The sequence below is a fragment of the Bifidobacterium callimiconis genome (assembly GCF_003952005.1).
Classification (GTDB): domain Bacteria; phylum Actinomycetota; class Actinomycetes; order Actinomycetales; family Bifidobacteriaceae; genus Galliscardovia; species Galliscardovia callimiconis.
In genome coordinates this window covers 281676-294172 of the sequence record NZ_QXGJ01000002.1, presented here as the reverse complement: position 1 = coordinate 294172, position 12497 = coordinate 281676, and the positions used below count along the sequence as shown (strand labels likewise).

Here is a 12497-nt window from a genome sequence, read left to right as displayed (position 1 = left end):
AAGCCGACGCCTAACCCCGTTTCCCTAGGCACTTGCTGAAATAGGTTGGACTCAACGACCGAGCGACAAGCGCATGGTTTCGGATATTCCTCATTGTTTTAAGAGCAAAGGCAGCTCTTCTTGCGGCAGTCTATTTTGGGAAGAACCTAGCGAACAGGGGATAGATACTTGCCAAACTCTCCAACCGCCTAGCGAAGCGTGGATAGGCACAGTAGTAGGTGAAAACGTCTATATCCAAGACGACACGTGTCGAACCATGTCCAGCTTCCCGCGGACGTAGGATGAGACCGAAGAGTTATTTCCTGACTAATTCGCGGATCTGTCTTCGTTTTCGCTCGCGCTTACACCACCGCCGGCCGATTCGCCGCGCGCTGCCCAATGCCGTCTGATGGCCTCGTCGGGATGATCCCGCACCGCGCTCGCCGGATACTTGGCGCGAGTCTTCGCCAGCTTGGCCGTGACGATGTCGTCCATATCCACGCCGAGTCGATCGGCGAGCATGATGCAGTAGATGAGCACGTCGGCAAGCTCCTCGCGAACATGCTCCTCATCAAGCGGCGGCATCTGCGGACTCCACTGATAGCATTCCAACAGTTCCGCCGCCTCGATGCTGATGGACTTCGTCAGATTCTCCGGCGTATGGAACCGACTCCAGTCACGCTCCCTCACGAAGTCCCGAATCGCCTGAATAGTATCTTCACTGATCATGGTTGCATCATACTGCGGGTGTTGCGGGACTACGGGCCAAATACATGTTGAGGATCAATTGAAACGTCGAAGAGCCATGCTGTCATCGAGATTGCGCCTACGCGTGTGGTTGAATGAGGGGAGTGGCATTGCAACGAGGCAAGTGAATCGGATGAATGAGGTGTGTGATGACGATGATGTCTGAGGAAACGTCCGGTGCCGATAGTGTCAGTGTCGATGGCGACGGTATCGATATCGGGATGTCGAGCGCCGATATCGACGAGTTCCTGAAGGGCCATTACTACGACCTGTTCAAGTCCTATATCTATGACCGCGGGCGAGCGTATTACGACGCCGGGAAGGTGGACGTGCCCGAGCCGATCGCGAAGGACCTGTGGCACGCCGTGGTCCGCGGCAATGACGACTATCAGGTGGATGTGCGCCTGCAGCGGGGACGGGTGGTGTCGGCTGCGTGCAGCTGCCCGTATGCGCGGCATTCCGCGTATTGCAAGCATGTGGCGGCCACGTTGATCGCCATGGCGGAACGACTGCGTCGGCAGCGTGATCAGGAGCAGGGGATTGAGCCCGAGTTTCCACGGGATGCGTCGAATATGGTGAGGTGGTACATAGGCCGTCAGTTTTCATTCTCGGCCCGGCTATCGGATGATGATTGGCGAGTGATCAAACACATTCTCGAAACGTTGTATGGTTTCCCGGATCTGGAGACGATATTCCGAAAGATGAAGCTCGATCTGCTCGGCAGCTGTGAGCCGGGTGAAGCGAAACGGCGGCGGCGTTCCGGACAGGCTGCGACCGTAACATTGACGCAACAGCGTAATGAGGCGCTGTATCGAAGACGTCCGACGGATAAACCCGAACGGAATCTTGCGAACATGCGGATTCTCGTCCCGGGCTTTGACGTTGCCCATCTGGATGAGCTGCCGCATACGTGGATGACCATTCTGGAAGCCGCGTACGAGCGCCTTCATGATGCAGAGGGGCTGCGCCGACTGTACATGTACTACATCGTCATCGCGCAGACCGATCCGGAGGCCGTGTACGTGGAACGACTGCGTGCGATCAGCGGCGAGCACTGGGCAGAGGACCGGGACGAGATAGTCCGATTGCAGAGAACGTGCCGTAGGTTTGGCATGATGTCGGCCGTTAATCCGGCATATGAACGATTGGTGCGGGAAGAACGACTGACCGATGAGGCGTTCGATTACTGTCTGACGGGCGGAATGGACGACATTGCGATTCGTCTGCTTGACGTACTTGCCCAGAACCCCGAATCGTTGGACCGAACGCTGCACTATTTCCGCAACGTATTGAAGGATCCGGATTCGGACGTCTATAAGCAGGACGATGCGGCTTCCGCGGAGCGCGTGGGACGGTGGATCCGAAAGATCGACACTGTGATCGGCTATGACGAGGCATGCTCGCTGGCCGAGCATATCGTCGGCATGTTCCCGCAGCGTAAGAAGCTGCGTGAGTGCCTTGCGGATTATGTTTCGGAAGTAGAGGATCCGCCTGAGTTCGATGACGACGATTGGAATGATGACGATGCTGCAGATGATGACGGTGACACGGATGATGTCGATAAGTCTGACTCCGAAGATGAAGAGAGCGCAGCCGGCGAGGATTTCGGAGGAGGAATCCGACGATGGTGACGTGTGAGGACAAGAACCGAGAGAGCGCGGCTTCGGAAATGAATACATTGGCGAAGGGCGAGCCAACTGCGGCGGGTGCGGAGACGAAAGACGATACGGGCGAGACTGTAGGAACGGAGGACATGAGTCGGCGGATCTGTCATATCGGCGATGGAGAGGCCGGCCATGCCGTATTGGAGTATGTGTGGAGTAGTTTCGCACGCTACCATTCGAGCGATATGCGGGAATCGGACTACCGGCTAATCATGGATGACCGGCAGTGGGCGACGGTGTGCGATCTGCTGCAGGGGTATCTGGCCATGGACGATCTCGACAACGCCGTGCGGGTGTTCCGTGATCGAAGGATGCAGGAGCTGGCCGACAGCTGTCTGCCGGACGCGGAGCCAACACCCGCGCCACCCGGATTGCCGCAGGGCTGGTGGACGCTGCTCGAGGCTGCGTACGAGCGGTTGGGTAATGAGAATGGTCTGCGGCGTATCTACGCCTGCTATATCGTCACCGACCGGCTGCCGTGGAGTCGGAAGGCATCCGACGTTCCGGATTCCGAAGTACCAAGGCATGGGCGTGAGATCGACCACGATTATTACGTTCGCAAGCTGAAGACGTTGTCTGGAGAGCATTGGCCGGAGGATGTGCGCCGGATAGTGCGTGTGCATCAGCGGTACTATCGGGATCCGATGTTCGCCGGCCGACAGCTTTCCTATGAGGAGCTGCTGCGGTCGGAACGGCTGAGCGACGCGGCCTGGCGGTACTGCAAGGTTCGCAGTCATCCCCGATATTCGTTGCTCGACGATGCCGCCGAACTCATGGAAGACATGTTCGATGTGGTGGCGGAGCAGCATGCCGAGGAGGCGTGCAACATTCTGCTCGTCCCGCTGCGGGACGCCGACTCCTCAATCCTGAAGAACGATTCACCGGAACTCGTCGCACAGGTGATCGAGGTACTGCGGAAATGCCAGCCGTATGTGGCGGACCGCGTCTGCGCGGAATGCGAGCGCCTATACGGTATGTACCGGCATCGTCAGCGGCTGAGGGGCGAGCTCAAGAAGCTGATGGGAGAGTTGACTTCGGGCGCGACTGGTGTACGTGTGAAGGAATGACTTCGCTCTTCTTCATTAAGCATGATGCAGTAGGCGAGCTTTGGAAACGCGTAGGTCTATCCGACGGCATAGCGACAGAGAACGATCGATTTCGTATCGTCTTGCAGAGAAACAGTTACCATTCATTATGATCGAGCGATGATCGAAAGGATCCAATGGTGGAGAAGGAAGGTTCCGAAGCATGATGGGGCGGTTCTTTATTGAGGGTCTGCCGTATTCCAAGAGTGATTTGGCGGAGGCCTGCATTGACGGATCGGCGTGGGGGCACGGGGCCTCGGAAAATGAAGCCTTGGAGCAGGAAGCCGATGCCGGAAAAGATCCCGATATCAGTAAGGTGATGAACTGCCTGCAGTCGATGCGACTTGGGCGAAAGCGTCTGCTGTCGTCAACACATGCGGGTCTGACATTCAACTACGTGGGCGTTGTCGCTTTGTATCGTCATGTGTTCGTCGTGCTGCCGAAATACTACGATCCGCACGGTCGGCAAATCGCGGAAATGCCGTGGCTGACTTCGACATTGAATAGCGTGCTTGCAGCCATACGTCGATATCATGAGCTTCGTGCCGCGGCGAAGCAACAGGACAAGATCTCTTTCGATCCGTCTGCGCTGCATATTTCGGTGGAGCAGAACCGAATGGATCTGTACGCTTTCCTGCTTCAGGATTATGCGGAGCAGGGCCCGTACCGGGAGGCTCGTCGTATCCGGGAACTCGATGGTGACGGTCTTATCGACTGGTCGCGAACCATCAACCAGATCAATCCTTTGGTCACCGGTGGGCGTCCTGCATATATGGAATTCGTTACGACACGTCGTAGGCGTGATGAGGCCAATTTCATCGCTCGCGTGCAGGAGGCCGTCATATCCGAGATCTGCGCGTTTATGGATTCCAGCGGTTTGGGGGATCTGCTTCATTTGCAGTCTTTCCCCCTCAACGTGGAAACGTTGGACAATCTCGGTGGCGCCGATTACCTCGCGTCGCGCTTGGAGCGTGAATTGGTCGTACGATTCGATACCCGGTCCAAGCGGCTGCTTGGTGCGCTCATCGATTATCTTCGCGGTCGTGCTCGGGCTGTGAATGACGTCATGATTGCGGAGGGAACTTCGTCGTTCAATCTGGTATGGGAGAGCATCTGCCAGAGTCTCTTCCACGACAGCAGTCGCGATATACCCATGCAGAAGCCGCATTGGAAGTATCGCCTCAATGAGGACATGCTGTGGAATATGGACGAGTCGGATGGCGATGATCGTAAGGCCGTGGAAGCGGAACAGGGGGACGACGAAGCCGAGGCCGATGACCGTGACGGTTACGGCAACGCCGATCCGCATACGCTGATTCCCGATGTGATCAACAAGGATGATCCCAACGGTTGGTACATTCTCGATGCCAAGTATTACGTGCCGAAATATACGGCCAAGTCCATCACCGGAATGCCCGGCATTGGCGACGTCATCAAACAGTACTTCTACATGATGGCGATCAGTGAGCGAGGTTCCGGGATCAGGGTGTTGGGCAACGCATTCCTTATTCCGGGAAGAATCCCTTCGGGGGAGGGGGCTTCTTCCGCTCAACTGGACAATCGGTGTCTGTTGCTGCAGCGCGGCAAGGTATCGTTGGGATTCGTCGGTGCGTTTTTGGGGAATGAGGAAGACCTCCAAGCCGGTGATGTCAAAATGTTCGAGATGGATCCGGAGCAGGCCATCGATATGTACACCGATCCGTCCGGTGACGACGGGACCCGATCCGGCCGCTACCTGAATGCCATGTTTGATTCCGCGCGTATTGACGAGGACGGATTCAAACACGGCATACCGGCATAGATTGAGTAGATTGAAGTGAATGTGAAGTCGGGGTCCTAACTGGTAGTTACGAACCAGATGGGACCCCGACTTCGTTCTGGAGATATGAAGACGATCGTCACTCCTCGACGGCCGTGGCCTCCGACTGCACGGGCACGGACTGCTCATCCACAGTCAGGCCGGGCGCATCGGGGGTCTCGGACTCTCCTGAGCCGATGCCTTCCACAGGTTCGCTCTTCACTTCTTCGATCTTCTCCAACCCACGGAAAATGCCGAAGTTGTTCTTATCCCATGCTTGGCACAGCGTCTGCAGCGACAGAGCATTGTTGTCAACACCCTTGATGCTGAAGATGTCACGATGGTATTTGGCGGCATCCTCGAACAGGTACATCAGCACCTTGTTCTTCATCGCATTGTCGAACGCGCCGGGTTGTTCCTGCGACTCCTCACCGAAGTCGGGGACCCGGTGGATGAAGAACGGGCCGATCTGCTTGTCCTCATTCACGCCGGCCTCGAGCAGCAGCTTGTTGATCTTCTTGCGCTGTTCATTCCAGACCGGCATGTCGGAGTATTCCTCGCCTTCATCGATGCCGACGTAGCGGAAATCCCAGCGACGTTTGAACGCCGTATCGAGCGGGAACACGCCCTGATCGGCGGAATTCATCGTTGCCCAGATGTACATGTTGCGCGGGATCAGGATGCGCGTGCAGTCGGTTTCGGCGGACACGTCGTCGCCGGTACCGGCCTCGATCTGCGAGTACAGGTAATCCTTACCCTCGCTCGTCAGGTTTTCCACAAGGAACTCGCGCAGATCCTCGCTCACCGACACTGGATACTCGCTCATGCCGTTCGCCGAACGGTCGAGCAGCTGGAACAGGTCTCCGAACACCGACGCAGCCTCGGCGCGGTTGAGTTCCTCGATGACCAGTGCATAATTGTTCCGCTGATCGTTCAACGCTTTGACCAATACCCTGGTGAATGGGCCCGGACGGAACCTGTACTCGATCTGGCCGTCCGCCATGACCGGCTTGTAGCCGCCGACGAACTGTGCGTGCTGATAGTCCGCGTAGAATGTCACACGCTCGTAGTGATCCTGCAGATTGTCGTGCACCAGCTTGTCCAGTTCGTAACTCTTGCCCGTGCCGGGAGCGCCGAAATACACGAGGTTGAAGCTTTCCTTCAACGGATCGGCCTGCTTGATCTCGGTCGTGTCCGTATCGTCTTCGTCACTGTCGAAATCCGGTAGGGCATCGTCATGCTCGTCGGCGATCTCGTCATCGACGACGTCATCGATATCACCGACGGGCTTCCGCTTCTTGAACGCCTTGATCTGCTTGTTGACGCTACCGGATTCCGCTAACGCATAGTTGGACAGTTCAGGGAAGGAATGGTACTTGTACTCACCGTACCCACCTTTGTCGAGAACGCTCCTGCAACGTTCGACGAACGACAGATACGTTGCGGCATCCATCATCTCGTTCTTGCCGAACAGATCGTTTGCGTTGTCGGCTATATCGCTCGGCATGCTGGCGGAAAGAACCGGAATGGAATACTTCTTCACCGTGTTCTTCATGCTGTCGGGAAGACCCAGGAACCAACGGCTACGGCCGTCGAGCGAAAGATAGAACTGCGGGCGAATCCAGAACAATCCCATGGTGATGTTCCATTTGATGCCCTTTTGCGGCAACACCCTGCTGAGCGACTGGATGAAGGATTCCCTGTTGACTGCGTTCGGCGAATCCGCATAGTCAAGCGCGGACTCGAACAGATCCCACAGATTGTCGATGTCGCGCTCGCCGCGCCCGGGGTCGGACCTGAATGAGTAGAAGGTCGACCTTTGATTGTTGATGAAGGGGATACCGGCGAATTCGGTGGGAACGGGGGAGTTCAGACCGAAGGATTCCGCGATTGCCTTGGCCAGCGCGATACGGTTCGTCTTGGTGATGCGCTTGTTGAACTGGGCGAAGAACGTGAACGGATCCAGATCCACGGGCGCACCGTCCGACTCCAGCGTTGGAAGCTTCATGCCCGCTTTGGTGTATATCTCCTTGGCCTTGTTATACAGCGCGCTTCGATCGGCGCGTAGCGGGCGGATCGTGTTTGCCAGTTCTTCGTAGAAGGGGATCCAACCGTATTTGCTGTCATCCATGACAGTGCCTCCTTTATGTTCTTCGCGGCGATTGGCGGATGGGTACCGGTACTGCGATGCCGGCTGGAGTCCGCCTTGCGAATCTGCTCGCCATTATAGGTGAGGTTTGGGTGGGGAGCAGGAGTGGTCTCGGTAGGCAATGACGTTGATGCGTGCTGGATATTGTAGGATTTAGTGTTTATTGTCAAACATGGCTGAGTAATCCCTTGTTGGTTTGAAGGGTTGATTCGCTCGGTTCCCGAGAGCTTCATTAGCTTCGATATTGTTGATATTGCAGGGATTGTTCACCCTTCGCAAGTTTCGTTGATTATCGCCGGATTCGCTGTTTTCAGGGGTCATTGTGTCTGAGCCACAGACACAATGACAAGCATCATTCCAACGGTCGACGCGGCCCGATGGTTGATCGTCAGTAATGTTTTCCAGTCGGTGTCATGCGACCGCGTGCGTCGTTCCGTGCCCGGCAGTCCTCGATGGTCTGATGAATCTCATCGTCGGTGAACTCCATCGTGGCCATGAGGTTAACGGTCGCTTGAATTACGTCGGCGCACTCGTCAATCAGATCATGGTGCTGCTCTGTGACCTGCCCATGTTTGTTCCAGCCCTTGAACGCCTCCACCACCTCGGTAGCCTATTCGAGCACTTTCAACGCTTGCGGTTTGTCCTGATGTAGCTAATCACATTAGGAGGAAGAAATTACGTTGCTGATAATAACTTCTTAAAAAAGGGAACTCTGTCCTTTTGCGATTTTCTGTTTATCCTTGCCGGTCAGTTTAAGGTCATTGGACATGTCTTGAGAAAGAACAGTATCTTCGATATTGACCTCCCAAGGGTCGCTGATCTCAGCACCTCGTTGCATTCTCTGCAGAGAACCAGTGACGGAAAAGACGTGCTGTGTTTTATGAGCTTCGATAGCCTTCTCATATTGATCGGCGTTGAGAAAAACAGTAACGGTGCTAGGAATATCCTTCCCAAATGTTCTAATGCGAATCTCATGCTGCCCTTTGTCCAGAGAATTGTCCAGACGAACGATCTCACCTACTACGCGCATGGAAATGGGAGATTCCGTTCTTTCGAGATAGTCCTTCGCCTTTTTGACAATTGGTTGCATGACTGGCGACACAACAAGCTCATAAACCTTGCTTGGCGCAGAGTTGCTAGAGGATGCAAAAGAAACACTAACGGAAGATTCATTAGTATCCGACATCTGGGATATGGCGTCAAGAAGCTCATACGAGACCCCTTCTTGAACCGTTTCATCAAAGATCCCATAAGCGCTATCGCTATCGCTATCGTTGTTCCTGATAATCTCGGATATGCCTCCGTCAAACGCCTTTAGTGCTCTTGTAAGCGTGTCCGTCACAGCGCGACCAGTAATAACCTTTTGTTTAGTGGACGACTTTTGTGAGTCGGAAACCTCAAAAGCATGGTTTGAGGGAACGTAAGCGGTAACAATGAAGCTTCCAATCTGCGTCTGTCCCATGAATGAATCACGGAGAACAGAATCCTTAACTTTGTGATTCGTCGTTCCAAATCTTTTTTGAGTAGAGACGGCAGCTCTAGCAGCGGCACCAAGAAGCCCTTCTGCGCTTGCAATCAAGTGACTGCCAGATGCCCAACTGATCAAGCCACTTGTAGTTCCTGTATCTTCACGCAAAATGATCGGATCATAAGCTCCGAAAACCGCTTCTTTGATATAGGCGCTAACCTGATCATACTTTGCGCCATACATAGCAGAAAGACGATTTAGTACACCATCAATTACATTGGTGTAATCTGCTGCATCCTTGTTTTTGGGTACAATAAGAGCAGCGGAAACGCCGTCAGCTTCTTTATCTCTTGAGGGATACCAAAATTCGGCCTGATTAGATTCAAGTTCTCCCTTAACCCAATGCAATTCATCAAACAACGCATAGAGGAGATCAGCGTGTGAGGCTGTCATAGTTTTTCACCCGCCTTTATCTTTCCAAAAATTGTACATAGAGCAGCATCATCAAATACCTGAGATCTAGGAGCGGAGACTGTGACTTCACTTTTCCCTGAAACCTCACCAAGACCTTGAATCGAAGTCCAATAACATCGATATTTGATCTTTGAGAAATCATCGTTGGCTTGATACCAATTTTGCATTTCTGGATCGACGTCCATGATGACAATGATTCTTGGATATGCAGGATTTTCCATCCTAAATTGATCATACCTATCATGGCTAAGTTTGGCTGATATTCTTGTTCGATCAGCATTCCATCTGTTTTTACTGGCAGTTGCCTTAAGTTGAACATGCAATGGTCCAGACATCTCATGCTTACTTGGGCACTCGTGAGTTATCATCAAATCTATGCCATTGTCGATTTGAGGTTGTGCGATATTACAACCCGCTGCTGCGGCGATCACTTCAATCAGACCTATTTGCAAGCGCTCTTTCAGATTGGATTCCCTGGACGGCATACCGCGATGAATGTCGAGATTCGCATGAGATTCTCGCGTGGCAGTCAGGTCAGTCATGTCTGCATATCCTACAGGAGTTCCCGAGAACCTCCGGTTGCCTTGCCAGTTTTCGGACATGCGTCTCGTCCAATAGACAGATGCGTGACTGTCGGACCGCGCCCCTTCCACGCCTTAGTGGATCTGTCTAGTCAAAATGTCACAATGACATGTATGACATTCTCCTTAATGAGATCCACTGTCACCGATGGAGGAGTGAATGACCAGTCTACTTGAAGAAGCGAGTATCCAGTTCTTCAACGAGGCCAAGGGCTTGTTTGACATGATGCCTTTGTTCGGTATCGAACCGCAGGATCTCCTCGTGCAGCTCGGGACGCCGAGTTCTTCTCTCTCTCGGTTGCGAGACACCCCGGAATGGCAGCGTGTTTGCACTTTGCTGATCCGGAGGGGAACGGATGAACCGGCTTGGTGGCGTACGCCGTTGGGTAACTACGCCGCTCGTAACATACCTATCGAAGACAGAGCGATCACCAAGGCTGAGGCAGCGAAGATTCTTGGCGTCTCCAATGCGACTGTGGCGACGCTCGTCCGCCGAGGAACGCTGCGATCTAGCGAGGGCAAGCCGTTTCTTTCCGATACGCTCGAACGTATGCTTGAACCAAGGAGGGCTGGCCGTCCCCGTAAAAGCAAAGCTCTGCTGGCTCAAAAGACCAACGTGCTAGGAGAGAGCTCAAATCGCGTGAAACCCATCCTCAAATGGGCTGGCGGTAAGTCGCAAATGCTTGACGTGCTGATTCCTAAGGTACCGAGGCGCTATGGCAAGTACATCGAACCGTTCTTCGGGGGCGGAGCATTGTTCTTTGCGCTTCAGCCCAAGGACGCCGTGATCGCGGACAGCAACCCTGAACTGGTGAATCTGTATATTCAGGTCAGGGATCACGTCGAGGATGTGATCTCCGCTCTTGCTGGATATAGAAACGAGAAGGAGCAGTTCCTTGAGGTTCGTTCACTGGATTGGAAGACTCTTCCTCCGGTAGAGGCCGCTGCTCGTACGCTGTATCTGAACAAAACATGCTTCAACGGATTGTACCGGGTTAATCGCAAGGGACAGTTCAACACGCCTTTCGCCAACTACAAGAATCCCACGATCTGTGACGCTGAAGCATTGCGAAACGCTTCTCATGCACTTGCTGACGCGACGATTGTGTGTGGCGACTACACGGAGGTGCTGGCCAAGTACGCTGAACCGGACGATTTCATTTTCCTTGATCCGCCGTATATTCCAGTGTCTGAGTACTCGGATTTCAAGCGGTATACGAAGGAACAGTTCGAGATCGAAGACCACTCGCGCTTGGCAATCGAGTTCTCTCGGTTGCACTCTCTCGGCTGCCATTTGCTGCTGACCAACTCGAACCATCCGTTGGTTCACGAACTTTATGGTCAGTATGAGATTCAGGTCATCCCGACGAAGCGTTCTGTGGCCTGCCGAGCGAGTAGTCGCACGGGAGAGGACACCCTGATCATCGCCGAGCCGGAGCCTAAGGCGCTCACCGCCACTTCCTCCAACCTTCACGAATTGTCGGAGCAGGTTGCGCTGTATCCTTCGACTCGGTTCATGGGTTCCAAGCAGAAGCTGTTGACCGAGCTGTGGGACGTTGCATCCCGGTTCGAGTTTGACTCGGTTGTTGACCTGTTCTCCGGTTCAGGCATTGTCAGTTACATGTTCAAGGCACAAGGCAAGCAAGTCATCAGCAACGATTACATGGCCATGAGCGCGACCTTCACCAAAGCCATGGTAGAAAACCAGACCGTGACGCTGCCTCTCATCGATGCTCGCAGACTGCTTAAGGATTGCCTCACTGATGATTTCGTGGCAACCACCTTCAAGGACCTGTATTACACGGATGAGGAGAACCATCTGATCGACGTGCTGCGCACCCGAATCAAGGCCATTAATGACCCGTACCAGCGTGCCATCGCGATGACCGCCTTGATTCGGGCATGCACGAAGAAACGCCCTCGCGGCATCTTCACCTACACCGGGCACCGGTATGACGACGGCCGTAAGGATCTCAAGAAGTCCTTGTCCGAACAGTTCCTGGATGCGGTTGAGGCGGTCAACAACGCCGTCTTCGACAACCACCAGCAGAACAAGTCCATTCGAGGTGACGCACTACAGCTTTCAGCAGACCATCCTGATCTCGTATACATGGATCCGCCGTATTACTCGCCCTTGTCTGACAACGAGTATGTACGACGTTACCATTTCGTCGAGGGGCTGGCCTGTGACTGGCAAGGCGTCCAGATGCAGGAGCATACCAAGACCAAGAAGTTCAAGTCGTACCCGACTCCTTTCTCGTCCCGCACAGGTGCCGCCGACGCGTTCGACCGTCTGATCGAACGGTTCAAGGACAGTATCCTGATCATCTCCTACTCGTCCAACAGTCAGCCGACCAAGGAAGAAATGTTGGGAATTCTGGGTCGTCACAAGAAGAACGTCGAAGTCGTTCCCGTTGATTACCGGTACTCGATCGGTACCCAGCACAAGGGCGATGCGAATCGTAACAAGGTCGAGGAGTACTTCTTCCTCGGCTGGTAGATACCATGACTGGGCACAGGCGCGAGCGAAACCCGTCGTTAATGACGGTGTA

General features: G+C 54.1%; 8 protein-coding genes. 4 read left to right on the top strand and 4 right to left on the bottom strand.

From position 1 onward, the window contains the following. Positions 1–306: 306 nt before the first annotated feature. A complete protein-coding gene (locus D2E23_RS03235; RefSeq protein ID WP_126029559.1) occupies positions 307–708 on the bottom strand; it encodes a nucleotide pyrophosphohydrolase in 402 nt (133 codons plus the stop codon). A 167-nt stretch (positions 709–875) separates the two neighbouring features. On the opposite strand from D2E23_RS03235, the gene D2E23_RS03230 reads away from it, so the two are divergent. The 3 genes from D2E23_RS03230 (at position 876) to D2E23_RS03220 (ending at position 5276) form a co-directional block, all read left to right on the top strand. Next, positions 876–2357 carry an SWIM zinc finger family protein gene (locus D2E23_RS03230; RefSeq protein WP_241227189.1) on the top strand — a complete coding sequence of 494 codons (1482 nt, stop codon included), beginning with the start codon at positions 876–878 and terminating at the stop codon, positions 2355–2357. A gap of 122 nt (positions 2358–2479) precedes the next feature. Beyond that, positions 2480–3457: a hypothetical protein gene (locus tag D2E23_RS03225; protein ID WP_126029558.1), complete on the top strand. Its 978-nt coding sequence runs from the start codon at positions 2480–2482 to the stop codon at positions 3455–3457. A 181-nt stretch (positions 3458–3638) separates the two neighbouring features. After that, on the top strand, positions 3639–5276 hold the full coding sequence (locus D2E23_RS03220) for an LlaJI family restriction endonuclease (RefSeq protein WP_126029557.1): 1638 nt from the start codon (positions 3639–3641) through the stop codon (positions 5274–5276). Positions 5277–5373: 97 nt separating this feature from the next. Here D2E23_RS03220 and D2E23_RS03215 read toward each other — a convergent pair whose 3' ends face one another. The 3 genes from D2E23_RS03215 to D2E23_RS03205 form a co-directional block, all read right to left on the bottom strand. Next, entirely contained in the window at positions 5374–7404 is a 2031-nt protein-coding gene (locus D2E23_RS03215; RefSeq protein WP_126029556.1) for an AAA family ATPase, read from the bottom strand. A 715-nt stretch (positions 7405–8119) separates the two neighbouring features. Beyond that, positions 8120–9343 carry a hypothetical protein gene (locus D2E23_RS03210; protein ID WP_126029555.1) on the bottom strand — a complete coding sequence of 408 codons (1224 nt, stop codon included), beginning with the start codon at positions 9341–9343 and terminating at the stop codon, positions 8120–8122. Next, positions 9340–9906, bottom strand: a complete 567-nt coding sequence (locus D2E23_RS03205) for a DUF4365 domain-containing protein (RefSeq protein WP_164520648.1) — start codon at positions 9904–9906, stop codon at positions 9340–9342. The genes D2E23_RS03210 and D2E23_RS03205 overlap by 4 nt, the downstream gene beginning before the upstream one ends. Before the next feature lie 199 nt (positions 9907–10105). On the opposite strand from D2E23_RS03205, the gene D2E23_RS03200 reads away from it, so the two are divergent. Next, positions 10106–12445, top strand: a complete 2340-nt coding sequence (locus D2E23_RS03200; RefSeq protein WP_206431983.1) for a Dam family site-specific DNA-(adenine-N6)-methyltransferase — start codon at positions 10106–10108, stop codon at positions 12443–12445. Positions 12446–12497 lie beyond the last annotated feature (52 nt).

Bases quoted from the DNA above. Each gene is read 5' to 3' on its own strand.
- D2E23_RS03235 (WP_126029559.1), bottom strand. From the start codon at position 708: ATGATCAGTGAAGATACTATTCAGGCGATTCGGGACTTCGTGAGGGAG.
- D2E23_RS03230 (WP_241227189.1), top strand. From the start codon at position 876: ATGACGATGATGTCTGAGGAAACGTCCGGTGCCGATAGTGTCAGTGTC.
- D2E23_RS03225 (WP_126029558.1), top strand. From the start codon at position 2,480: ATGAGTCGGCGGATCTGTCATATCGGCGATGGAGAGGCCGGCCATGCC.
- D2E23_RS03220 (WP_126029557.1), top strand. From the start codon at position 3,639: ATGATGGGGCGGTTCTTTATTGAGGGTCTGCCGTATTCCAAGAGTGAT.
- D2E23_RS03215 (WP_126029556.1), bottom strand. From the start codon at position 7,404: ATGGATGACAGCAAATACGGTTGGATCCCCTTCTACGAAGAACTGGCA.
- D2E23_RS03210 (WP_126029555.1), bottom strand. From the start codon at position 9,343: ATGACAGCCTCACACGCTGATCTCCTCTATGCGTTGTTTGATGAATTG.
- D2E23_RS03205 (WP_164520648.1), bottom strand. From the start codon at position 9,906: ATGACTGACCTGACTGCCACGCGAGAATCTCATGCGAATCTCGACATT.
- D2E23_RS03200 (WP_206431983.1), top strand. From the start codon at position 10,106: ATGACCAGTCTACTTGAAGAAGCGAGTATCCAGTTCTTCAACGAGGCC.